The following is a 22,111-nucleotide window of genomic DNA, read 5'->3' as shown; positions in this document are numbered from 1 at the left end:
CCGCGCCGCATCGTCGGAACGGACGATTGAGGGCGTTCAAGGGTTGCCCCTAGCATCGATCTTCAAGAGGACCCTTGCATGAACGTTCAGGACGCCATCGCCACCCGCCGCTCGGTGCGCGACTTTCTCGACACGCCGGTGCCCGGCGACGTCATCCGCCGCGTGCTCGCGCAGGCATTGCGCGCGCCCTCGGGCGGCAACCTGCAGCCGTGGCACCTGCACGTGGTGGGCGGCGACAGGCTGTCGGAGCTGAAAACCATCATGCGCACCCGCGTGCAGGAGGCACCCGGCGGCGAGGGCAGCGAGTACGACATCTACCCGCGCGAGCTGGTCGCGCCCTACCGCGACCGCCGCTTTGCCGTGGGCGAGGCCATGTACGCACGCCTGGGCATTCCGCGCGAGGACAAGGCCGCGCGCCGTGAATGGTTCGCGCGCAACTACCAGTTCTTCGGCGCGCCGCTCGCGCTGTTCTGCACCGTCGACCGCCGCATGGGGCCGCCGCAGTGGTCCGACCTGGGCATGCTCCTGCAGAACGTGATGCTCCTGCTGCGCGCCGAAGGGCTCGACAGCTGCCCGCAGGAATGCTGGGCCATCTACCCGCAGACCATCGGCCGGTTCATCGAACTGCCACTCGAGCGCATGCTCTTCACCGGCATGGCCATCGGCTACGCCGACCGGAGCAGGCCGCTCGACGCACTGGTGACGGAGCGCGCGCCGCTCGATGAAGTGGCGGAGTTCACGGGCATCTGAGCCGAGGAACGGAACCTGCTTGCCGCCGGGCGTACTCCACGAAGCGCCCGATGATGCTCATTGCCCAGATCTCCGACCCGCACATCCGCCCCGCCGGCCAGCTCTACCAGGGCGTGGCCAATTCGAACCGGATGTTCGAGGAAGCCATCGACCATCTGCACGCCCTTGACCGCAGGCCCGAGCTGGTGCTGCTGACCGGCGACCTCGTCGACGAAGGTCGGCCCGACGAATACGCGCAGGCGCGCCGCCTGCTGTCGAAGCTGGCTATTCCCTGCCTCGTGATTCCCGGCAACCACGACCACCGCGAGAACTTCCGCACGGCCTTCGCGGACCACGCCTACCTGCCGGCCGAAGGCCCGATGCACTACTGCATCGACGACCATGCGGTGCGCATCGTGGCGCTGGACTCCTGCGTTCCCGGCCTGCACCACGGCGATGTCGACGCAGAAGGCCTCGCATGGCTGCGGCGCACGCTGGAGGCGGACCGCGCGAAGCCGACACTTCTGATGCTGCACCACCCGCCCTTCGCCAGCGGCATTCCCTACATGGATACCTACAGCTACGCCAACCCCGCACCGCTCGAAGCCGTGCTGCGCGACTTCGGCAACATCGAGCGCGTGCTGTGCGGGCATGTGCACCGCACGATGCTGCGGCGCTGGGCGGGCACGGTCGTGTGCTCCTGCCCCAGCAGCACGACGGAAATCGCACTGCGGCTCGCGGACGGTGCGGCGCCGGCCTCCTACATGGGGCGGCCGGGCTGCATGCTGCATCTGTGGGACGAGGTGCATGGCATGGTGAGCCATGTGAGCCACGTCGGGGCGATGGAGGGGCCGTATCCGTTTGCGTGAGGTATCTGGTGAAGCGGGCATCCGTCGCCGCGCTGCCCACCGCGCCTCAGGCCGCCGCGATCACCTGGTCGCGCCCCATCGCCTTGGCCTTGTAGAGCGCCGCGTCGGCGCGCGCCAGCACTTCGTCGACGCCCCGGCCGCCGTCGTTCGCGGCCACGCCGATGCTCACCGCGATGGAGCCGACCTCGGCCATGGGGGAGTCGGCGCCGAAGGGCTCGCCGATGGCCTGCTTGAGCCGCGCGGCGATGGCCATGGCCTCGACCTGGCCGGTGCCGGGCAGCAGCACCACGAACTCCTCGCCGCCGTAGCGCCCGAGCACGCCCGCGTCGCCCACCGCCCGCTGCATGCGCCGTACGGCCTCGCGCAGCACCTTGTCGCCCATCTGGTGGCCGAAGCGGTCGTTGACGTCCTTGAAGTGGTCCAGGTCCACCATCAGCAGCGCCATGTGCCGCCGGTCGGATGCGAAGGCGCCGCGGCAGGCATCGAGCAGCGCGCGGCGGTTGAGCGCGCCGGTCAGGGAGTCGCGCGTGGCCAGGTACTCGAACTCGGTGTGCACGCGGTCCGTGGCCATCAGGATGACGGAGATCGACAGCAGCAGCACCGAGAACGAATACATGCTGATGTAGAGCGACTGGATCCAGTTGCCGTCCATCAGGTTGCTGCCGGCCATGCCCAGCACCACCGACACGAAACGCAGCGCCGCCACCGCAGCCTGCGCCAGCAGCAGGCCGATCATCAGCGGCTGGCCGAACACGCGGGGCCGGTGGCGCAGGTAGAGCAGGGCATGCGCGAAGAACAGCAAGGACACCGCGAAGGTGACGATCAGCAGGCGGGCCTCGAAGTCGGGCTTGACGGTGCTGAACCAGAACATGGACAGCCCTATCAACCCGTTCAGCAGCGTCCAGCCCCGGGTGTCGCTGCTCCCCAGCAGGAACTTCTGGCTGCCCGAGTAATAGAGGATGCACGCCTGGAACAGCACGACGTTGGCGACCACGATCGTGAGGAAGTCCGGAAGGTAGTCGCGCGCCGCGAACAGCATGGTGCTGGTGAAGGCCAGCAGCGGCGCCAGCGCCCATTCGCTCAACCCGCGGATGCTGGCCGGGTAGCTGCGCCGCATGAAGAACATCACCAGGGCCATCATGACGCCCATGAGGCCGGCCAGCACGATGACGGAACGGGGGTCGAGAAGGGATGGCAATGCGCCCATGGGGCGAGATTATTGATTATGTTGACATTGCCTTCCGGGAAGCCGCTCCAAGGCCTCCGGCGCGGCTCAGAGCCGTTCGACGATGGTCACGTTGGCCATGCCGCCGCCTTCGCACATGGTCTGAAGCCCGTAGCGCTTGCCGCGCTGGCCGAGCGCATGCACCAGCGTGGCCATCAGCTTGGTGCCGGACGCGCCGAGCGGGTGGCCCAGCGCGATGGCGCCTCCGTTCACGTTCAGCCGCGCCGGGTCGGCGTCCAGCGTCTGCAGCCAGGCCAGCGGCACCGGCGCGAAGGCCTCGTTGACCTCGTACAGGTCGATGTCGCCGATCTTCATGCCCGCCTTCGCCAGCGCCCGCCGGGTGGCGGGAATGGGCGCCTCCAGCATGATGACCGGGTCGTGCCCCATCACGCTCATGTGGTGGATGCGCGCGAGCGGCTGCACGCCCAGCGTCTTGAGGCCGCGCTCGTTGACCACCATCAGACCGCTCGCGCCGTCGCAGATCTGGCTGGCGGTGGCGGCGGTGCAGCGCCCGCCCTCGGCGATCAGCTTGACGGCGGCGATGCTCTCCAGCGTGGCGTCGTGGCGGATGCCTTCGTCGACGGTGTGCAGTTCGCCGGTCTCGGTGCCGTCGGCCATGCGCACGGCCACCGGCACGATCTCGCGCTCGAAGTGGCCCGCCTTCGTCGCGGCGATGGCGTTGCGGTGGCTGCGCAGCGCGTAGGCGTCGAGCTCGGCTTTCTCTATGCCGTAGTTCCTGGCGATCATCTCGGCGCCGGTGAACTGGCTGAACTGCACGTCGGGGTAGCGCCTGGCCATTTGCGGGCTCACGTAGAAGCCCAGCCCGTTCTTCAGCGGCAGCGTGGTCGGCAGGCCCATGGGCACGCGCGTCATGCTTTCCACGCCGGCCGCGATCACGATGTCCATGCTGCCCGACATCACGGCCTGCGCCGCGAAGTGCAGCGCCTGCTGCGACGAGCCGCACTGCCGGTCGACCGAGGTGGCCGGCACCGACTCGGGCAGCTTCGACGCCAGCACCGCGTTGCGCGCGATGTTGGCCGCCTGCTCGCCGGCCTGGCCGACGCAGCCCATGATGACGTCCTCGACCAGCGCGGGGTCGGCGCCGGTGCGCTCCACCAGTGCGTCGAGCACCTGCGCGGCGAGGTCGGCCGGGTGCCAGCCGGCCAGGCGGCCGTTGCGGCGGCCGCCTGCGGTGCGCGCGGCGGCGACGATGAATGCTTCGGGCATGAAAGTCTCCTGTGTTCGTGGGTGGTGCGGGCTCAGCGCGGCGCCATGCGGATGGCCCCGTCGAGCCGCACGCTCTCGCCGTTGAAGTAGCCGTTGGTGATCATCAGCTCGGCCAGCGTCGCGTATTCCGCCGGGTTGCCCAGCCGCTTGGGGAACGGCACCGACGCCGCCAGCGCGGCCTTCACGTTGTCGGGCGCGCCCTGCAGCAGCGGCGTGTCGAAGATGCCCGGCAGGATGGTGTTGACGCGGATGCCCTCGGCCATCAGGTCGCGCGCGATGGGCAGCGTCATGCCGACGATGCCGGCCTTCGACGCGGTATAGGCCGCCTGGCCCATCTGCCCGTCCTGCGCGGCCACCGAGGCGGTGTTGACGATGGCGCCGCGCTCGCCGTCCTGCAGCATACCGAGCGTGAGCATGCCGGCGGCCGACTTGGCGATGCAGCGGAAGGTGCCGACCAGGTTGATCTGGATGATGCGGTCGAAATTGGCGAGCGGAAAGTGCTTGATCTCGCCGCTGGCCTTGTCGCGGCTCGCGGTCTTCACCGCGTTGCCGGTGCCGGCGCAGTTGACCAGCACGCGCTCCTGCCCGTGCGCGGCGCGGGCCTTGGCGAAGGCCGCGTCCACCTGCTCGTCGGAGGTGACGTCGACCTTGCAGAAGACGCCGCCCAGTTCCTTGGCCAGGGCCTCGCCCTGTTCGGCGTTGAGGTCGAACAGCGCGACCTTCACGCCGTGGCCGGCCAGGCGGCGCGCGGTGGCGGCGCCGAGGCCGGAAGCGCCGCCGGTGACGACGGCGGCAATGCTGGAATCGAGTTGCATGAGATGCGGTCCTTGCAGGGTAAGTGGCGGTTTCCGCGGGCCAGTTTAGGAAGCAGAATCGACTGCGGCATCGTCGGAAACGACGGAAATCCGGGCCGTTCGGGCTCCGGTGCGCCAACCGCCCTTGCCCGCCCGCCGATGTCGCCTCCCGCGCCCCGCATCCTCGAGACCAAGCTCAACCCGCCGGCCGCCAACGCCACGCAGGTGCCGCGCACCGCCATCCGCGAAGAGATCGCCGCGGCCGCCGTCAAGCTGGTGCTGGTGCGCGCGCCGGCCGGCTTCGGCAAGACCACGGCCATGGCGCAGATCCGCGAGCGCATGGAGGCGCAGGGCATCGCCACCGCGTGGCTCACGCTCGACCGCGCCGACAACGACGTGTCGCGCTTCCTCGACTGCCTGGCCGAAGCCGCGCAGCGCCTGGGCGTGGACGAGCCGCGCGCCAACGGGCCGTTCGACGCGGTGGCCGCGCTGGCCGCGCACGACGCGCCCTTCACGCTGTTCCTCGACGACTTCGAGGTGGTGCAGGAGCCGGCGGTGCTCGGCCTGGTGCGCGAGATCGTCGAGCACCTGCCGCGCCGCGGCCAGATCGTGATCGGCTCGCGCGGCCTGCCCGACCTGGGCCTGGGCCGGCTGCGCGCGCGCGGGCAGCTCATAGAGATCGACACCGACCGGCTGCGCTTCAGCCTGGAGGAAACCAGCGCCTTCTTCGGCCTGCGCATGGCGCATGCAAAGCAGGCGATGCAGGCGCTGCCCGCCGACCTGCTCTCGCAGCTGCATCGCAAGACCGAAGGCTGGGTGGCCGCGATCTGGCTGGCTTCGATGGCGCTGGAGCGGCACGGCACCGAGACCGGGTTCGTCGAGCGCTTCTCGGGTTCCGACCGCGCCGTGGCCGACTACCTGGCCGAGGACGTGCTCGCGCACCAGCCGGCCGACATCCGCGACTTCCTGCTGCGCACCAGCATCCTGCGGCAGCTCGACGCCTCGGTGTGCCAGGCGCTGTGCCCGCGCGCCGACTGCGCGGCCATCCTGGAACGGCTGGCCGCGTCCAACCTGTTCCTCACGCCGGTGAGCGGCGACGGCGGAGATGGCGGAAACGGCGGCGCGTGGCGCTATCACAGCCTGTTCGCCGACTTCCTGCGCGCGCGGCTCGCGCACGAGCAGCCCGGCGAAACGGCGCGGCTGCATCTCGCGGCCGCCGGCTGGTACGAGTCGCACGACCGGCCGGTGCCCGCCATCGACCACGCCATCGAGGGCGGCGACCATCCGTATGCGCTGGCGCTGCTCGACAGCTACGCGGCGCAGTTCCTCGAACAGGGCCGCATGCGCATGCTGGCGCGCTGGTTCTCGGCCATTCCGGAGCACCAGCTGCGCGAGCATCCGTTCCTGCAGCCGATCGCGCTGTGGGCCACCTGCTTCACGCACGGCCCGTGGGAGGCGATGCGCATGCTCGATCAGTCGGGCTGCCTCGAAAGCCCCATCCCCGAGGTGCGCGCGAGCGCCCACACGCTGGTGCCGCTGCTGCTGGCCATGCAGGACCGCCACGACGAGGCCTACGAGGCCGGCCGCCAGAGCCTGGCGCGACTGCCCACCGGCCTGCCGTTCGCAGACAGCGTGCTGCTCAACGGCATGGCCCACATCCTCGCAGTGCGCGGCGACCAGCACGAGGCGCGCCGCATGCTGGAGGCCGCGCGCGAGCGCGGCAGCAGCACCTTCAACCGCATGTACACCGAGTCGCTGGCCGGCCTGTTCGACCTGCACGAAGGGCGGCTGCGGCAGGCCACCGCGCGGCTGCGCATGGCGGTCGACTCCACCCATGCCGTGTCGTACAACCACAGCCACGGCAACGCCTGGGCCGGCGTGCTGTATGCGGGCGCGGTGTACGAGACCAACCAGCTCGTGCAGGCCGAGCACCTGCTGAACGTGTACCTGCCGCTGGCGCGCGACGTCGGCCTGCCGGACCACATGATCCTGAGCCACGTGATGCGCTCGCGGCTGGCGTTCCACGCGGGCGACATCGACGCCGCGTTCCAGGCGCTGACCGAGCTGGAATACCTCGGCCACCATCGGCAGCTGCCGCGCGTGGTGGCCGGCGCCAAGCTGGAGCGCTCGCGCATGCTGCTGCTGCAGGGCAACGGACCCGCCTCGCGCGACGAACTGGCCCGCGCCGACGACCCCGCGCTGTGGGAACGCGAGAGGCGCCAGCGCCTGCCGGCGCACGACCTCGACTACATGGCCCTGGCGCGGGCGCGCTGGGACATCGCCTTCGGCGATGCGCGCGCCGCGCTGGACGCGCTCGACACCGAACTGCATGCCGCGCTGGCCGTGGCGCACAACCGCCGCGCGCTCAAGCTGCGGGTGCTGCGCGCGCTGGCGCTGCAGGCCGCGGGCGACGCGTCGGCGGCCGTCAAGGAATTCGAGACCGTGCTGCAGGCCGCCAGCCAGGAAGGCTTCGTGCGGCTGATCCTCGACGAAGGCCCGGCCGTCGGCGCGCTGGTGCACCGCTATGCGCAGTCGGCGCAGGAGGCGCCCGCCGCGCGCGGCGACCCGATCCTGGCGGACTACCTGCAGCGCCTGCTGCAGCTCGTCGGCCCGATGCCGGCGGCCGACGCGGATGCGCCCGCATCCGGCGCCGACGCGATGAAGGAGCCGCTCACGCGCAAGGAAATCCGGGTGCTGCAGTTGCTGGCCGAGGGGTATTCGAACAGCGCGATGGCGGAGAAGCTGTTCGTGTCGGACAGCACGGTGCGCACGCACCTGCGCAACATCAACATGAAACTCGACGCGAAGAGCCGCACGCAGGCGGTGGCGATCGCGCGGCGGCTGGGCGTGATCCGGTAGGCGGCGCCACCGGTGGTATTACAAATACTACGGATTCCGGTGATACCGCCCGCCTCTGGCCGTCCATAGCATTCCCTCAGAGAGATCAGAGCCTTCCTGCTGCCGCGGTTGCCATTGTGCGGCGCGGCGGCGGAAGCGCAGCGTCCGGCCGAATGCGGCAGGCCGCGCAGGGAGTCATCGACACACAGAGCGACAGGAGCGAAGCCACCATGCCCAAAGGAATCCCCAACCCGGCCCCCATGTATGGCATCGCCCCACGCGCCTGGGGTTTCGAGGTGTCGATCGTTCGCAACGGCAACCGCTTCTACAAGCAGTTCGGCCGCGCCAGCTACGGCAGCGAGGAGCAGGCCCTGCTGCATGCGCAGGCCTGGCGCGACGAGATCGTGCGCAGCTTCCCCCCGGTCGCGCGGCGCACGCGGGCCGAGAAGCTGCGCGCCAACAACACCACCGGCGTGTCGGGCGTGTTCTGCCAGGTCGCTTCGGGCGGCCGGGTGCGGGCATGGGTCGCCAAGACCTATCTTGGAGAAAACGAGATCCTGCGCACCGATTTCCCGGTCGATGCCGCCGGCGGCGATGCGCAGGCGCTGGCCATCCAGGAGCGCGCGCGGCAGCTGGAACACATGTCGGGCCTGGCCCGCCTGCATCCGGCCGAGGAGTCGATCCGCAAGAGCCAGGACAGGCTGCCGGCCGAACTGCTGTCGCCCAAGCGCTCCAAGTCCGAGATCCGGCGCAGCACCAATTCCAGCGGCGTGAGCGGCGTGCACTTCAAGGCGCCCAACGTTGGCCACCCGGGCTACTGGCTCGCCATCACCTACACGGCGGGCAAGGGCAGCGTGAGCAAGGCGTTCTCCATCAAGGAACACGGGCCCGAGGAAGCCAAGCGCCTGGCCATCGCGGAGCGCGAGCGCCAGCTCGAGGCCAAGCTGTCGGGTGGACGCACCCGCGCCGCCACCGATGTGCGCACCGATACAGCCATCGCCCCCATCGCCTACCGCCAGGAAGCGCGTTCGCAAGGCACGGCGGGCGCCGGCGCGCCGGAGTCAGGGCAGGTCCGGCTGTGAGGCTTCGGCGGCGGCGGCGGGCAGGCCGGGCGTGCGGGTTCGCCGGATCGCCATGCCGCTTCGGCCAGAATAGCGGGCAAATGCGTGCGCCGACGAGCGCCGCGCAGTTCGGGGAGCCCGCCAACAGCAGTGCGCAGAAGAGCAGCACGTCGAGAATGCCCAAAGGAATCCCCAATCCGGCCGCCATGTACGGCATCTGCATCAGACCCTGGGGATTCGAAGTCTCTATCGTGCGCAACGGCGTGCGCCACTACAGGCAGTTCGGCAAGGCCAGCTACGGCGGCGAGGCGCAGGCGCTGCTGCAGGCGCAGGACTGGCGCGACGCCATCGTGCGCAGCGTGCCGCCGCCCACGCGGCGCGAGCGCGCGCAAAAGCTCAGGGCCAACAACAGCACCGGCGTGCCGGGCGTGTTCCACCAGATGTCCGCCGGCGGCCAGGTGCGGGCCTGGATGGCCAAGACCTACATCGGGCAGGGCGAGATTCTTCGCACCGACTTCATCGTCGACCACCTGGGCGACGCGGCCCAGGCGCTGGCCATCCGCGAGCGCGAGCGGCAGCTCGAACGCATGCAGGGGCTGGTGCGGCTGCACCCGGCCGAGGAAGCGATTCGGATGGGCCTCGCGACCCATGCGCCAGCGCCCCGCGCGGCCAAGCGCTCGAAGTCGGAGATCACCCGGCGCAACAACACCAGCGGCGTGAGCGGCGTGCATTTCAAGACGCCCAACGCCAGCCATCCGGGCTATTGGCTGGCCATCACCTACACCACCGGCAAGGGCAGCGTGAGCAAGGCTTTTTCGGTGAAGGAACACGGCTACGACATGGCCAAGCGCCTGGCGATCGCCGAACGCGCGAATCAACTCGCCGCGAAGCTGGGCCAAGACCGCTGATGGCACAAGACAGACGCGGCTTCGCCGCTGCGGCGAAGCCCGCCACGGGTGCCCGGCCATGACGCTCAAGTCCATTCACCAGCTGCTGCGCGTGGCATCGCACCTGCTGGACCAGGCGGCCGCCGAGGTCCACGCGACAGATCTGGAGCCGGTGCAGGAAAACGTCGAGCGCATCGGCCGCGCGCTGATCGAGGTGATCGAAGTGCAGCGCCGCATCTACGAGGAACAGCCGGAGCTGGCGCCCAAGTCGCTGGCGGCCTCGCCGAAGGAAGCCGACGCCAGCCGCCTCTTCACCGAGTTCACGATGGAGGCGCTGGCGCTGGAAGAAGCGGGCAAGACCGCCGCGGCGCGCGAGAAGTACACGGCGTTCATCGGCATCTCGCCCTCGCACCTGCACCGCGAGATCGCGCGGGCGGAGATCCGGCGGCTGTCCTAGCAGGCCGTGTCGGGTCACAGCGCCCGCGAGATCACCTCCTTCATGATCTCGTTGGTGCCGCCGTAGATGCGCTGCACGCGGGCATCGGCGTACATGCGCGCCACCATGTATTCGTTCATGAAGCCGTAGCCGCCGAACAGCTGCAGGCACTCGTCGACCACGCGGCCCTGCGCTTCCGAGCCCCAGAGCTTGGCCATCGACGCGGTGGCGGTGTCGAGCTTGCCGGCCACCAGGTCTTCCACGCAGCGGTCGATGAAGGCGCGGCCCACCTTGATCTGCGTGGCGATCTCGGCCAGCTTGAACTTGGTGTTCTGGAACTCGGCGATCGGCTTGCCGAAGGCCTTGCGGTCGCGCACGTAGTCGAGCGTGGCCTCGTAGGCGCCCTCCATGGTGGCGAGCGCGCTCAGGCCGATGATGGTGCGCTCGTACGGCAGGTCGCTCATCAGCTGGAAGAAGCCCTGCCCTTCCACGCCGCCCAGCAGCGCATCGGCCGGCACGCGCACGTCGTCGAAGAAAAGCTCGGAAGTGTCCTGCGCCTTCATGCCGATCTTGTCGAGCACGCGGCCCACGCGAAAGCCCTTGCAGCCTTCGGTCTCGACGATGAGGATCGAGGTGCCCTTGGCGCCCTGGGCCGGGTCGGTCTTGCACACCACCAGCACCACGCCGGCCAGGTAGCCGTTGGTGATGAATGTCTTCGAGCCGTTGATGCGAAAGCCGCCGCCGTCCTTCTCGGCGCGCGTGCGCACGCCCTGCAGGTCGGAGCCGGCGCCGGGCTCGGTCATGGCGATGGCGCCGACCATCTCGCCGCGCGCCATGCGCGGCAGGTAGTGGCGCTTCTGCTCTTCCGTGCCGTGGTTGAGGAAGTAGTGCGCCACGATGGCATGCACCGACGTGGCCATGCCGGTGAGCGCGCGGCGCGACATCTCTTCGTAGAACACGGCCTCGTGGCGGAAGTCGCCGCCCGCGCCGCCGTACGCCTCGGGGATGTCGGCGCACAGCAGGCCGAGCGCGCCGGCCTTGCGCCAGACCTCGTGGCCGACGTGGCCGCGCTTGCGTGCGTCCTCGTCGTGCGGAAGCACTTCGGATTCGATGAAGCGCACCACGTTGTCGCGGTACAGCTCGAGGTCTTCGTCGCTCCAGGAGCGGCGGAAATCGATGGGCATTTTCTTCTTCCTTAAGGTGTTCTTCGGTCAGCCGACGCGGCGGCTCCTGCCGGCCCAGAAGGGCTCGCGCAGCTGGAACTTCTGCAGCTTTCCCGCGGCCGACAGCGGCAGCGCGTCGCGGAACTCCACGCTGCGCGGGCACTTGTAGCCGGCGATCTGTTCGCGGCAGTGCGCGATGACGGCCTCCGCCTCCAGCGCCATGCCTTCGCGCCGCACGATCACCGCGTGCACGCGCTCGCCCCACTTGTCGTCGGGCACGCCGATCACGGCGGACATCAGCACCTGCGGGAGCTGGGCGATGGCGTTCTCGACCTCGGCCGAGTACACGTTCTCGCCGCCGCTCACGATCATGTCCTTCATGCGGTCGACCACGAAGACGAAGCCTTCCTCGTCCATGTAGCCGCCGTCGCCGGTGTGCATCCAGCCGCCGCGCAGCGCGGCCTCGGTTTCCCTCGGCTTGTTCCAGTAGCCCTTCATGACCATCGGCCCACGCGCGACGATCTCGCCGACCTGGCCGAAGGGCACTTCGTTGTCGTCGCCGTCGACGATGCGCAGCTCGGCAATGGAGATGGGCGTGCCGGCCGAGCGCAGCAGGCGCTCCCGATCCGGCCCCGGCGCGTGGCAATACGGCGGCAGCGCGGTAACCACCGGCGACAGCTCCGTCATGCCGTAGATCTGCGCGAACGCGGTGCCCGGAAAGGCGCGCATGGCCTGGTCGAGCAGCGCCGCGTCGATGGGCGCCGCACCATACGACAGCAGGCGCAGGCTCGACAGGTCGAACTCCGCGAAGCGCGGATGCTCGATCACGCGCTTGATCATGGTGGGCACCAGGAACATCTCGGTGATGCGCGCCGACTGAAGCGTCTGCAGCACCGCCAGCTCGTCGAACACCGGCACCACGTGCACCGGCACCAGCCGCATCAGGCTCTGCAGCGCCACGCCGCAGCCGGCCACGTGGAACATGGGCGCCGCGACGATGGCCGCGGCGTCCTGCGTGTCGCGCGGCAGCGCGGCCACCGTGCCCAGCGCGTTGATGCACAGGCTGCCGTGCGTGAGCATCACGCCCTTGGGCTGGCCGGTGGTACCGCCGGTGTACATGACGGCGGCCAGCTCGTCGCTGCCGTGCGGCGCGTCTTCGGCGGGGTCGGCGGCGGCGAGCAGCGCCTCGTAGCCGACCATGCCTTCGGGCACCGCGCCGTCGCCGCAATAGACCACGGTGCGCAGCGAGCGGGAGAGCCGGCGCAGCTCGGCGGCCATGGGCGCGAAGACGTCGTCCACCAGCAGGATGCGGGTGTCGCAGTCGTCGAGCGAGTACGCCACTTCCTTGGGGTTCCAGCGGATGTTGACCGGGTTGATGACGCCGCCGCCCCACCAGGTGCCGAAGAAGTATTCGACGAAGCGGTGCGAGTTGAGGCTCATCATGCCGACCCGGTCGCCCGGCTGCATGCCGAGCTGCCGCAGCACCGCGCCGAGGCGCGCGACGCGGTCGGTGAACCCGGCGAAGTCGAGCCGCGTGCCGCCGCAGACCACGGCGGTGGCCTTGCCTTTCTCGCGCCGGCCCTTGTGCAGGGGTTGGGTGAGGAACATGGGGTCTGTCTCCGTTCTTCGTTGCTTTTCTTTTTCGCTCAGGAAGCGCCCGGCGGCGCGATGGCCTCCGCCGCCACGCCCCAGCGGCGCAGCACGGTCGGCCCGTCGTCGTGCGCGGCGGCCGGCGGCACCACCGGCGCGGTGCGGCTGAAGCGCGGCGCGGGCGCGGGCTGCACCACGCCGCCCACGTTGGCGAAGGTGCCGCGCGCCACGTTGTGCGGATGCGCGGGGGCCTCGTCCCAGTCGAGTACGGGGGCGAAGCAGGCGTCGCTGCCCTCGAGCAGCACGCACCATTCGTCGCGCGTGCGGGTGCGGAAGATGTCCGCCATGCGCAGCTTGAGCACCGGCCAGCGGTCGGCGTCCATCTGCGCGTCGAAGGCGGGGTCGTCGGCGATGCCGCAGCGCTCGCGCATCAATGCGTAGAACTGCGGCTCGATGGCACCCACGGCCACATGCTTGCCGTCGGCGCAGGCGTAGGTGTCGTAGAAGTGCGCGCCGCCGTCGAGCATGTTCTCGCCGCGCTGGTTGCTCCACTGGCCGGCCGACTTGAAGCCGTACATCATGGCCGAAAGCAGCGCGGCGCCGTCGGTCATGGCGGCGTCGACCACTTGGCCCTGCCCCGAGCTCTTCGCCTCGTGCAGCGCGGCCAGGATGCCGAAGGCCAGCAGCATCGCGCCGCCGCCGAAGTCGCCCACGTAGTTGAGCGGCGGCACCGGCGGCTCGCCGGCGCGGCCGATGGCGTGCAGCGCGCCGCTGATCGCGATGTAGTTGATGTCGTGCCCCGCCGCATGCGCCAGCGGGCCGTGCTGGCCCCAGCCGGTCATGCGGCCGTACACCAGGCGCGGGTTCCTCTGGTGGCAGGGCGCGGGGCCCAGGCCCAGCCGCTCCATCACGCCGGGGCGAAAGCCTTCGATGAGCACGTCGGCCTTTTCGACGGCTTCGAGCACCTGTTGCGCCGCGCCTTCGGCGCGCAGGTCGACCTGCAGCGTGCTGCGCCCGCGCGCGAGGATGTCGTGCGGCGCGGTGCGCGTGCCGGGGCGCTCGATGCGCAGCACCTCCGCGCCCATGTCGGCGAACAGCATCGCGCAGAACGGTCCGGGGCCGATGCCCGCCATCTCGATCACCCGTAGTCCCTGCAATGGGCCTGCCATGGCTTGTCTCCTGTTGCGAGCGGCCATCTTGGCGCGCGGGCGGCGGCGCTGCATCGTCCAAAGCGACGAATGCGGCGCCCGATGCATCGAGTCAGGCCGCGCCACCTCGCCACCGCGCCACGCGGCGCAAATGCCATGCGGGCGGGCCGAACTGGGTCTCGATGAGCGTGGCGCGCCGGAAGTAGTGGCCCACGGCCAGTTCCTCGGTCATGCCCATGCCGCCGTGCATCTGCACCGCGCCCTGCCCCACGGCCCGGCAGGCCTTGGCGACCGCCACCTTGGCGGACGACACGGCGCGTGCGCGCTCATGCGGCGCGGCGTCGTCGATCGACTCGCCCACGCTCGCGGTGAGCGCATCGGCCTGTTCCAGCGCCATGTGCATGTCGGCCAGCCGGTGCTGCAGCACCTGGAAGCTGGAGATCGGCACGCCGAACTGCTTGCGCTGGCGCACGTAGTCGAGCGTGTCGCGCATCAGCCGGCGCATGACGCCGATGGACTCGGCGCAGACGGCGAGCGTGGCCTCGTCGAGCGCCTGCTCGATCTGCGGCAGCGCCTCGCCTTCGATGCCGAGCAAGGCATCGGACGGTACGCGCACGCTGTCGAAGACGATGTCGGCGGCACGAGCGCCGTCGCGCGTGGGGTAGGCGCGCATGCGCAGGCCCGGCGCGTCCTTCGGCACCACGACCAGCGAGAGCCCGTCCGCATCGCCGGGGGCGCCCCGGCTGCGCGCACTGACGATCAGGTGGCCGGCCCACGGCGCGGCCTGCACGATTGCCTTGTGGCCGTCGAGCCGGAAGCCGTCGCCTTCGCGCACCAGGCGCACCCGTACGTCGGCCCGGTCGTGCCGGCTCTGCGGCTCGCCGTGCGCAAAGGCCAGCACGGCCTGCCCCGCGACGACGCGCGCGAGCAAGGCGTCGGCCAGCGTACCGGGGTGGCGCTGCAGCAGGCCCGCGCCGATGACCATCGTCGACAGGTACGGCTCGGCCGCGAGCGCGCCGCCCAGCGTTTCCATCAGCGCCAGGTGCGCGGCCATGCCCAAGCCCATGCCGCCGCGCGATTCGGGCAGGGCCGCGCCCAGCAGGTCGAGTTCGCGCGACAGGCCCTGCCAGAACGGCGGCGGCGCATCGCCGGCATTGGCCAGCGCATGCAGGCGCTGTTCGAAACCGTGGTGGTTGTCGAGATAGCGCGCGAGGCTGTCGCGCAGCATCGAGAGGGTGTCTTCCTGTTCGGTGCGTGTGTTCATGGCGGCGGACTCAGCGGGCGAGCAGGTGGGCGGCGACGATGTTGCGCTGCACCTCGTTGGAGCCGGCATAGATCGAAGCGGCGCGGTCGTTGAGGTAGGCCGACATCGAGAACACGGCCTCTTCGGGGATCGGCAGCTCGCCCGCCAGACCGTCGTCCAGCGGCAGGCTGGCGGCGGCGTAATGGCCGGCGATTTCCACGCCCAGCTCGGTCAGCCGCTGGCGCAGCTCGGAGCCGAGCACCTTGCCCATCGACGGACGGATGCCGTGCGGCTCGCCGCGTGCCTGAGCGCGCAGCGACTGCAGCTCGGTGGCTTCCAGCGCGTCGATGGCGCAGTCCATCTCGGCCAGGCGCAGGGCCATGTCGCCGGCCTCATCGCCGTCATGGCCGTCATGGCTGGTGTTTGCCGAGAACGCCGCATCGGCCGCGGTGCTCAGGCGGCGCAGGCGCGCACGCAGCATGGGCGCCCAGGCACCGCCGCGCTCGTGCTGCAGCAGATATTTGGCGATGGCCCAGCCCTGGTTCTCCTCGCCGATCAGGCCCTCGGCGGGCACGCGCACGTCGTCGAAGAACACCTGGTTGAGCTCATGGTCGCCCGAGATGCTGATGATCGGGCGGATGGTGATGCCCGGCGCGGGAATGTCGAAGCACAGGAAGCTGATGCCCTGCTGCGGCTTGCCGCCCGAGGCGGTGCGCACCAGGCAGAACATGCGGTTGGCGTACTGCGCGTGCGTGGTCCAGATCTTGGTGCCGTTGATGACGTAGTGGTCGCCTTCGCCGGATTGCCGCACCGCCCTGCATTGCAGCGAAGCCAGGTCGGAGCCCGATTGCGGCTCCGAGTAGCCCTGGCACCAGTAGTCCTCGCCCGAGCGGATGCCGGGCAGCCAGGCGCGCTTCTGCGCCTCGGTGCCGAAGGCGATGATCACCGGCGCGACCATGCCAGGGCCCATGGGCGCGCGCGGCGGCGCGTCGGCCGCCGCCAGTTCGCTCGCGAAAAGGTAGTGCTGCATCGGCGTCCAGCCGGTGCCGCCGTGCTCCACGGGCCAGTGCGGCACGCTCCAGCCGCGCTTGGCGAGGATGCGGTGCCAGCGGTTGCCGTACTCGTAGTCGGTGAAGATGCCGGAGCAGCGGCGGCCGGCCGTGCGCAGCTCGGGCGTCAGTTCGCGCGCGAGGAAGTCGCGCACTTCGTCTCGGAATGCGGTCTCCGCCGCGCTGAGGGTCCAGGCCATGGTGTCGTCCCGTTGGAATGCACCACGCAGTGTGCGCCCGGAATGCCCGGGCGGCATCGTCGGATCGGACGAAGATCGGGCGGGAGCAGCCTTCTCAGGCCGCGACGGCTTCGCGCGTCGCCGCCGCCTTCGACGGCACGGGCATGTGCCGGGCCCAGTCGATGATCTCGAGGCTGCCGTCGGCGTGCTCGGCCAATGCCGTCAGGCTCTCGACCCAGTCGCCGTCGTTGCAGTAGAGGATGCCGTCGATGTCGCGCATCTCGGCATGGTGGATGTGGCCGCAGACCACGCCCTGGGCGCCGCGGTTGCGGGCCTCGCGGGCCACGGCATTCTCGAAGTCGCCCACGTAGCTCACGGCGCGCTTGACCTTGCCCTTGAGGTATTTGGAGAGCGACCAGTACGGCAGCCCCATGCGCGCGCGCAGCGAATTGAGGTGGCGGTTGAGCTTGAGCGTGAATTCGTAGAGCGAGTCGCCCACGTAGGCGAGCCACTTGGCGCACTGGATCACGCCGTCGAACAGGTCGCCGTGGATGATCCAGAGCTTGCGGCCGTCGGCCGTTTCGTGGATCCATTCGTCGGCCACGTCGATGCCGCCGAAGTTGTGATGCAGGTACTTGCGGGCGAACTCGTCGTGGTTGCCCGGAATGAAGATCACGCGCGTGCCCTTGCGCGCCTTGCGCAGCAGCTTCTGGATCACGTCGTTGTGCGCCTGCGGCCAGTACCAGTGGCGCTTGAGCTGCCAGCCGTCGATGATGTCGCCGACCAGGAACAGGGTCTCGCACTCGGTGTGCTTCAGGAAATCGAGCAGTGCGCGGGCCTGGCAGCCGGGCGTGCCCAGGTGCAGGTCGGAGATCCAGAGGGTGCGGAATTGCAGCGGCGGACGTGCGCGATCTTCGTCCTCGGGGTCGAGGGCCTGGGTGGCGGTGTCGCGCCATGCGCGAAGGAAAGCGTCGTCGCGTTGCATGGACGGGTAGGCTCCCACCGGCCCATGACCGCGCGATGGCACACCCGTGACATCCCGGTGACGCGTTGCCGCCCGGCAACGCCACAATGCCGCGATGCGCCCCGGTCAGATCATCGTTCTTGCAACGCCTGTCTTCTTTCTTCTTATCGCGATCGAATTCGCGGTGGGCCGCACGCGCGCCCGCCGTGGCACGGGACGCGACACCTACCGCCTGGCCGACGCGTTGAACAGCATCGGCCTGGGCATGCTGAGCCAGATCAGCGCGGTGCTCACCGGGCTGCTGCGCATCGGCATCTACTCGGCGGTGTATTCGGCGGTGGCGCTTTTTCCTTTGGAGGCCGCGAAGGAGTTCTGGACCACCTGGTACGGCTGGCTGCTGGCGCTGGTGTTCTACGACTTCTGCTACTACTGGCTGCACCGCATGGGCCACGAGTCGGCGGTGCTGTGGGCGGCGCACGTGGTGCACCACCAGAGCCAGCACTACAACCTGTCGACCGCCTTGCGGCAGACCTCCAGCGGCGCGCTGTTCAGCTGGATCTTCTACCTGCCGATGGCCGTGGCGGGCGTGCCGCCGCTGGTGTTCGGCGTGGTGGCGCTCATCGACCTGCTCTACCAGTTCTGGGTGCATACCGAGCAGGTGGGCAAGCTGGGCTGGTTCGACCGCTGGTTCTGCTCGCCTTCGAACCACCGGGTGCACCATGCGGTGAACGACAGCTACCTCGACCGCAACTACGGCGGCATCCTGATCGTGTGGGACCGCATGTTCGGCACCTTCCGCGAGGAAGACGAGCGCTGCGTGTACGGCACGCGCGGCGAACTGCGCAGCTGGGACCCGCTGTGGGCCAACGCCGAGGTGTACTGGGCGCTGGCCAGGGATTCATGGCATGCGAAGAGCTGGGCCGACAAGCTGCGCGTGTGGCTCAAGCCGCCGGGCTGGCGGCCGGCGGACGTGGCGGCGCGTTTTCCGAAACCGGCCTTCGACATCGCCAAGGTCACGCGCTACGAGCCCGAGGTGAGCCTTGGCGTGCAGTGGTTCGCGGGGCTGCAGTTCCTGCTGCTGGTCGGCTGCGCGGTGGTCTTCCTGTGGTTCTCCGACGTCATGCCGCTGCCGCAGGCCGCCGTGTGGCTCGCCGCGCTGACGGCGAGCCTGTGGGCCATCGGCGGTGTGCTGCAGGGGCGGCTGAGCGTGACCGAGGTGCTGTTCATCGAAGCGGCCGCCCTGGCCACGGCGAGCGCGGCGCTGGGCATCGGCTGGCTGCATCTCGTCTTCAAGCCGCTGGCGCTGGCCATCGCGATCTTCTTCGTGGCCAGGCGTGCGATGGCGGCGGGCACGGTGACCCGGTTCGATGGGCTGCTGCTCGCCGGGCTGGCGGCTTCGCTCGCAGGCGACGTGCTGCTGATGGGCCCGGCGACGCTGTTCGTGCCCGGGCTCGTGGCCTTCCTGCTGGCACACCTGGCGTACATCGCGCTGTTCAGCATGGGGGTCGGCATGTTTCCCCGGCGCGGGGTGCTGGCCGCGACGCTGCTGATCGGCGCGGGCATGTATGCGTTCCTGTGGCTGGGCGGACTGCCCGCGGCCCTGCGGATTCCGGTCGCGGCCTATGTGGTGGTGATCGCCTGCATGGCGGCGCAGGCGATCGGGCGCGCGGCCGTGCTGCACGCCACGGACCCATCCGCGCGGTGGGTCGCGGTGGGGGCATGCTTCTTCATGCTGAGCGATTCGCTGCTGGCGACGAACCGGTTCGTGACGCCGCTGCCGCTGGCGTCGTTGTGGGTGCTGGGCACGTATTACGCGGCGCAGATGCTGATCGTGCGGAACGCGCGGCCGAGGGGCTGACTCTGTATTTCTCCCTCCCCCGCTGGGGGAGGGTTGGGGTGGGGGCAAGCGGCGCTCTCGATGGGCGCCCTGCTGCCCCCATCCCGACCTTCCCCCAGAGGGGGAAGGAGCAAGGCAAAACCTAGTCCACGCAGCGCTGGATTTCCACCGTCGAGTGGCGGATCTCCTCGTGCATCGAGAAGCAGGCCCGCACCTGGTCGGCCGTCAGCGTGGGCGAGTGCGTCACCACCGTGAGCGCACAGGCGTAAGCCTCGCGGCCCACGCGCCACACATGCAGGTCGGCCACGCGGGTTTCCGAATCGGCCAGCAGGGTCTCGACGCCTTCGCGGATTTCCTCGGTCACCGGGTGGTCCATCTCGCGGTCGAGCAGCACCTTGCCGGTTTCCTTCAGCAGCCCCTTGGCCCAGGCCGCCACCAGCACCGCGCCGACGATGCCCATCGCCGGGTCGAGCCAGGCCCAGCCGTAGAACCAGCCGCCCAGCAGCGCCGCGATGGCCAGCACCGAGGTGGCGGCGTCTGCCACGACGTGGATGTAGGCGGAGCGCAGGTTCAGGTCATGGCCGTGGTGGTGGTCGTGGTCGTGTGCATGCCCATGGTCGTGCCCATGATGGTGGTGCGCCCCGCCCAGCAGCCGCGCGCAGACGAGATTGACCACCAGCCCCAGCACCGCCACCGAGATGGCCTCGGGGTAGTGGATGGCCGCGGGCGACCACAGCCGCTCCAGCGAGCCCACCACCATCAGCACCGCAATGCCCAGCAGCGCCAGCGCGCTGGCAAAGCCGCCGAGCACTTCGATCTTCCAGGTGCCGAAGGCGAAGCGCGGATCGCGCGCATAGCGCCGCGAGGCGGCATAGGCGAAGGCGCTCAGGCCGATGGCCAATGCATGCGAACTCATGTGCCAGCCGTCGGCCAGCAGCGCCATCGAGTTGAACCACCACCCCGCGCCGATCTCGGCCACCATCATCACGGCGGTGATCCACATCACGAGGCGGGTGCTGCGCTCGGCGGAGGTGTTGTCCGCGCCGAACTGGTGGTCGTGCCGCCAGGCGCTCAGGTCATGGGTGTGCATGGGATGCTCAGGCTCCGAAGAGATCGGGAACGTCGCCGCGACCCGATGGGGGTGCCACGCCAAGGTGGCGGTAGGCCGCCAGCGTGGCGATGCGACCGCGCGGCGTGCGTTGCAGGTAGCCCTGCTGTATGAGGTAGGGCTCGATCACGTCCTCGATGGTGTCGCGCTCCTCGCCGATGCTGGCCGCCACGTTGTCCAGCCCGACCGGGCCGCCGTCGAAGCGGTGGATCACGGCCTCGAGCAGCTTGCGGTCCATCAGGTCGAAGCCCTGCGGATCGACGTCGAGCATGGCCAGCGCCCTGTGCGCGATGTCCTCGGTGATGCGGCCGTTGCCCTTGACCTCGGCGTAGTCGCGCACGCGGCGCAGCAGCCGGTTGGCGATGCGGGGCGTGCCGCGCGAACGGCGGGCGATCTCGAAGCCGCCGGCGGCGTCGGTCTCCACCTTGAGCAGGCCGGCGCTGCGGTGCACGATCAGCGCCAGTTCCTCGGGCGTGTAGAACTCCAGCCGCGCCACGATGCCGAAGCGGTCGCGCAGCGGGTTGGTCAGCATGCCGGCGCGGGTGGTGGCGCCCACCAGCGTGAAGGGCTGCAGGTCGAGCTTGATGCTGCGCGCCGCGGGGCCTTCGCCGATCATGATGTCGATCTGGTAGTCCTCCAGCGCGGGGTACAGGATTTCTTCGACGACCGGGCTCAGCCGGTGGATCTCGTCGATGAAGAGCACGTCGTTGGGTTCCAGGTTGGTCAGCAGCGCCGCCAGGTCCTTGGGCTTCTCGAGCACGGGGCCGGAGGTCTGGCGCAGGTTCACGCCCAGTTCGGCCGCGATGATGTGCGACAGCGTGGTCTTGCCCAGGCCGGGCGGGCCGAACAGCAGCACGTGGTCGAGCGCCTCCTTGCGCTTGCGCGCGGCGCCGATGAAGATCTCGAGCTGCTCGCGCACCTTGGCCTGGCCGACGTACTCGTCCAGCAGCTTGGGGCGCAGTGCCCGCTCTATCGCCTCTTCGTTGGGCGATGCGGGGGCCGCGGACACCACGCGTTGGGGGATGGGCGCGAAATCGTCTGTCTGGATAGTCATGAGAGAGGTTTTTCGCCTACGAGTTTAGTACCTGCACACTGGCAGAATGCTCCGGCCATACAAAGAACGAGGGGAAGCCAGCACGTGTCGATCTACGAACTGAAGCCGCGTTTCCAGGCCCTGCTGCGGCCGCTGGTGGTCCGCCTGCATGCGATGGGCGTCACCGCCAACCAGGTCACGCTGGCGGCATGTGTCGTGTCGGTGGTGCTCGGGCTCTGGCTCTTCTTCGCGGCGCCCTCGCCGGCCGCCTTCGCGCTCATTCCGATGTGGATGTTCCTGCGCATGGCCTTCAACGCCATCGACGGCATGCTGGCGCGCGAGCACAACCAGCAGAGCAGGCTGGGCGCCTTCCTCAACGAACTGACCGACGTGGTTTCCGACGCCGCGCTCTACCTGCCCTTCGCGCTGGTGGCGCCGTTCAGCGGCTTCTGGGTCGGCACGGTGATCGTGCTGGCCGGCCTGAGCGAATTCGCCGGGGCGCTGGGCCCCACGGTGGGCGCCTCGCGCCGCTACGACGGCCCGCTGGGCAAGAGCGACCGGGCCTTCGTGTTCGGCGCGCTCGGCCTCTACGTGGCGCTGGCATGGCCGCTGCCGGGCTGGACGGCATGGCTGATGCCGCTGCTGGCGCTGCTGGTGGCCTGGACCATCGCCAACCGCATCCGCCGCGCGCTGGCCGAGGCCGAGGCGGGCATCCCCGCCAGCCACTGACA

At 69.8% G+C, this 22,111-nt stretch carries 19 protein-coding genes; 8 read left to right on the top strand and 11 right to left on the bottom strand.

Annotated elements, in window-relative coordinates; genetic code table 11:
* Positions 1-78 precede the first annotated feature (78 nt).
* Entirely contained in the window at positions 79-750 is a 672-nt protein-coding gene (locus tag AC1RVW_RS11495; protein WP_493199988.1) for a nitroreductase, read from the top strand.
* 50 nt (positions 751-800) lie between these two features.
* The gene (locus AC1RVW_RS11490) at positions 801-1,598 is read left to right on the top strand and encodes a phosphodiesterase (protein ID WP_493199986.1); all 798 of its coding nucleotides are present in this window, start codon (positions 801-803) and stop codon (positions 1,596-1,598) included.
* 46 nt (positions 1,599-1,644) lie between these two features.
* On the opposite strand, the gene AC1RVW_RS11485 is transcribed toward AC1RVW_RS11490, so the two are convergent.
* From AC1RVW_RS11485 to AC1RVW_RS11475, 3 genes are all read right to left on the bottom strand, one after another.
* Positions 1,645-2,805, bottom strand: coding sequence for a GGDEF domain-containing protein (locus AC1RVW_RS11485; protein WP_106936777.1), 1,161 nt, complete (start codon positions 2,803-2,805; stop codon positions 1,645-1,647).
* A 66-nt stretch (positions 2,806-2,871) separates the two neighbouring features.
* Positions 2,872-4,050, bottom strand: a complete 1,179-nt coding sequence (locus AC1RVW_RS11480) for an acetyl-CoA C-acetyltransferase (RefSeq protein WP_493199984.1) — start codon at positions 4,048-4,050, stop codon at positions 2,872-2,874.
* Between the two features lie 32 nt (positions 4,051-4,082).
* Entirely contained in the window at positions 4,083-4,865 is a 783-nt protein-coding gene (locus tag AC1RVW_RS11475) for an SDR family NAD(P)-dependent oxidoreductase (RefSeq protein ID WP_493199982.1), read from the bottom strand.
* Between the two features lie 138 nt (positions 4,866-5,003).
* Here AC1RVW_RS11475 and AC1RVW_RS11470 point away from each other — a divergent pair, with 138 nt between their 5' ends.
* The 4 genes from AC1RVW_RS11470 to AC1RVW_RS11455 all read left to right on the top strand — a co-directional run bounded on the left by AC1RVW_RS11470 (position 5,004) and on the right by AC1RVW_RS11455 (position 10,087).
* Positions 5,004-7,703: a winged helix-turn-helix domain-containing protein gene (locus AC1RVW_RS11470; protein WP_493199981.1), complete on the top strand. Its 2,700-nt coding sequence runs from the start codon at positions 5,004-5,006 to the stop codon at positions 7,701-7,703.
* Between the two features lie 209 nt (positions 7,704-7,912).
* Positions 7,913-8,764: an AP2 domain-containing protein gene (locus tag AC1RVW_RS11465; RefSeq protein WP_493199979.1), complete on the top strand. Its 852-nt coding sequence runs from the start codon at positions 7,913-7,915 to the stop codon at positions 8,762-8,764.
* Positions 8,765-8,919: 155 nt separating this feature from the next.
* Complete coding sequence (locus AC1RVW_RS11460; protein WP_493199978.1) at positions 8,920-9,651, top strand: AP2 domain-containing protein; 732 nt, start codon at positions 8,920-8,922, stop codon at positions 9,649-9,651.
* 58 nt (positions 9,652-9,709) lie between these two features.
* A complete protein-coding gene (locus AC1RVW_RS11455; protein ID WP_081271123.1) occupies positions 9,710-10,087 on the top strand; it encodes a hypothetical protein in 378 nt (125 codons plus the stop codon).
* A 14-nt stretch (positions 10,088-10,101) separates the two neighbouring features.
* On the opposite strand, the gene AC1RVW_RS11450 is transcribed toward AC1RVW_RS11455, so the two are convergent.
* From AC1RVW_RS11450 to AC1RVW_RS11425, 6 genes are all read right to left on the bottom strand, one after another.
* On the bottom strand, positions 10,102-11,250 hold the full coding sequence (locus tag AC1RVW_RS11450; RefSeq protein ID WP_493199975.1) for an acyl-CoA dehydrogenase family protein: 1,149 nt from the start codon (positions 11,248-11,250) through the stop codon (positions 10,102-10,104).
* Between the two features lie 27 nt (positions 11,251-11,277).
* Positions 11,278-12,837, bottom strand: a complete 1,560-nt coding sequence (locus tag AC1RVW_RS11445) for an acyl-CoA synthetase (protein ID WP_493199973.1) — start codon at positions 12,835-12,837, stop codon at positions 11,278-11,280.
* Positions 12,838-12,875: 38 nt separating this feature from the next.
* Positions 12,876-13,988 carry a CaiB/BaiF CoA transferase family protein gene (locus AC1RVW_RS11440; RefSeq protein WP_493199971.1) on the bottom strand — a complete coding sequence of 371 codons (1,113 nt, stop codon included), beginning with the start codon at positions 13,986-13,988 and terminating at the stop codon, positions 12,876-12,878.
* A gap of 91 nt (positions 13,989-14,079) precedes the next feature.
* Positions 14,080-15,231 (bottom strand): acyl-CoA dehydrogenase family protein, encoded by a 1,152-nt coding sequence (locus AC1RVW_RS11435; RefSeq protein ID WP_493199969.1) that lies wholly within the window; start codon positions 15,229-15,231, stop codon positions 14,080-14,082.
* Positions 15,232-15,241: 10 nt separating this feature from the next.
* Positions 15,242-16,459, bottom strand: a complete 1,218-nt coding sequence (locus tag AC1RVW_RS11430; RefSeq protein WP_493199967.1) for an acyl-CoA dehydrogenase family protein — start codon at positions 16,457-16,459, stop codon at positions 15,242-15,244.
* A gap of 94 nt (positions 16,460-16,553) precedes the next feature.
* Positions 16,554-17,423, bottom strand: a complete 870-nt coding sequence (locus AC1RVW_RS11425; protein ID WP_493199965.1) for a UDP-2,3-diacylglucosamine diphosphatase — start codon at positions 17,421-17,423, stop codon at positions 16,554-16,556.
* A 94-nt stretch (positions 17,424-17,517) separates the two neighbouring features.
* Between AC1RVW_RS11425 and AC1RVW_RS11420 the strand changes: the two genes are divergently transcribed.
* Positions 17,518-19,260, top strand: coding sequence for a lysoplasmalogenase family protein (locus AC1RVW_RS11420; RefSeq protein WP_493199963.1), 1,743 nt, complete (start codon positions 17,518-17,520; stop codon positions 19,258-19,260).
* Positions 19,261-19,381: 121 nt separating this feature from the next.
* Here AC1RVW_RS11420 and dmeF read toward each other — a convergent pair whose 3' ends face one another.
* Together dmeF and ruvB are read right to left on the bottom strand one after the other, a co-directional pair.
* Complete coding sequence (gene dmeF / locus AC1RVW_RS11415; RefSeq protein WP_493199961.1) at positions 19,382-20,329, bottom strand: CDF family Co(II)/Ni(II) efflux transporter DmeF; 948 nt, start codon at positions 20,327-20,329, stop codon at positions 19,382-19,384.
* Between the two features lie 7 nt (positions 20,330-20,336).
* Positions 20,337-21,401 carry a Holliday junction branch migration DNA helicase RuvB gene (gene ruvB / locus AC1RVW_RS11410; RefSeq protein WP_081271131.1) on the bottom strand — a complete coding sequence of 355 codons (1,065 nt, stop codon included), beginning with the start codon at positions 21,399-21,401 and terminating at the stop codon, positions 20,337-20,339.
* Between the two features lie 84 nt (positions 21,402-21,485).
* On the opposite strand from ruvB, the gene AC1RVW_RS11405 reads away from it, so the two are divergent.
* A complete protein-coding gene (locus AC1RVW_RS11405) occupies positions 21,486-22,109 on the top strand; it encodes a CDP-alcohol phosphatidyltransferase family protein (RefSeq protein WP_081271132.1) in 624 nt (207 codons plus the stop codon).
* Positions 22,110-22,111: the final 2 nt, after the last annotated feature.

Source organism: Variovorax sp. MPBD4-3 (assembly GCF_058809745.1).
The sequence above is the reverse complement of the archived record's forward strand: the minus strand, read 5'-3'. Positions and strand labels throughout refer to the sequence as shown.

Coding starts and splice junctions, on each gene's coding strand:
- AC1RVW_RS11495 (WP_493199988.1), top strand. CDS start 79: ATGAACGTTCAGGACGCCATCGCCACCCGCCGCTCGGTGCGCGACTTT.
- AC1RVW_RS11490 (WP_493199986.1), top strand. CDS start 801: ATGATGCTCATTGCCCAGATCTCCGACCCGCACATCCGCCCCGCCGGC.
- AC1RVW_RS11485 (WP_106936777.1), bottom strand. CDS start 2,805: ATGGGCGCATTGCCATCCCTTCTCGACCCCCGTTCCGTCATCGTGCTG.
- AC1RVW_RS11480 (WP_493199984.1), bottom strand. CDS start 4,050: ATGCCCGAAGCATTCATCGTCGCCGCCGCGCGCACCGCAGGCGGCCGC.
- AC1RVW_RS11475 (WP_493199982.1), bottom strand. CDS start 4,865: ATGCAACTCGATTCCAGCATTGCCGCCGTCGTCACCGGCGGCGCTTCC.
- AC1RVW_RS11470 (WP_493199981.1), top strand. CDS start 5,004: ATGTCGCCTCCCGCGCCCCGCATCCTCGAGACCAAGCTCAACCCGCCG.
- AC1RVW_RS11465 (WP_493199979.1), top strand. CDS start 7,913: ATGCCCAAAGGAATCCCCAACCCGGCCCCCATGTATGGCATCGCCCCA.
- AC1RVW_RS11460 (WP_493199978.1), top strand. CDS start 8,920: ATGCCCAAAGGAATCCCCAATCCGGCCGCCATGTACGGCATCTGCATC.
- AC1RVW_RS11455 (WP_081271123.1), top strand. CDS start 9,710: ATGACGCTCAAGTCCATTCACCAGCTGCTGCGCGTGGCATCGCACCTG.
- AC1RVW_RS11450 (WP_493199975.1), bottom strand. CDS start 11,250: ATGCCCATCGATTTCCGCCGCTCCTGGAGCGACGAAGACCTCGAGCTG.
- AC1RVW_RS11445 (WP_493199973.1), bottom strand. CDS start 12,837: ATGTTCCTCACCCAACCCCTGCACAAGGGCCGGCGCGAGAAAGGCAAG.
- AC1RVW_RS11440 (WP_493199971.1), bottom strand. CDS start 13,988: ATGGCAGGCCCATTGCAGGGACTACGGGTGATCGAGATGGCGGGCATC.
- AC1RVW_RS11435 (WP_493199969.1), bottom strand. CDS start 15,231: ATGAACACACGCACCGAACAGGAAGACACCCTCTCGATGCTGCGCGAC.
- AC1RVW_RS11430 (WP_493199967.1), bottom strand. CDS start 16,459: ATGGCCTGGACCCTCAGCGCGGCGGAGACCGCATTCCGAGACGAAGTG.
- AC1RVW_RS11425 (WP_493199965.1), bottom strand. CDS start 17,423: ATGCAACGCGACGACGCTTTCCTTCGCGCATGGCGCGACACCGCCACC.
- AC1RVW_RS11420 (WP_493199963.1), top strand. CDS start 17,518: ATGCGCCCCGGTCAGATCATCGTTCTTGCAACGCCTGTCTTCTTTCTT.
- dmeF (WP_493199961.1), bottom strand. CDS start 20,329: ATGCACACCCATGACCTGAGCGCCTGGCGGCACGACCACCAGTTCGGC.
- ruvB (WP_081271131.1), bottom strand. CDS start 21,401: ATGACTATCCAGACAGACGATTTCGCGCCCATCCCCCAACGCGTGGTG.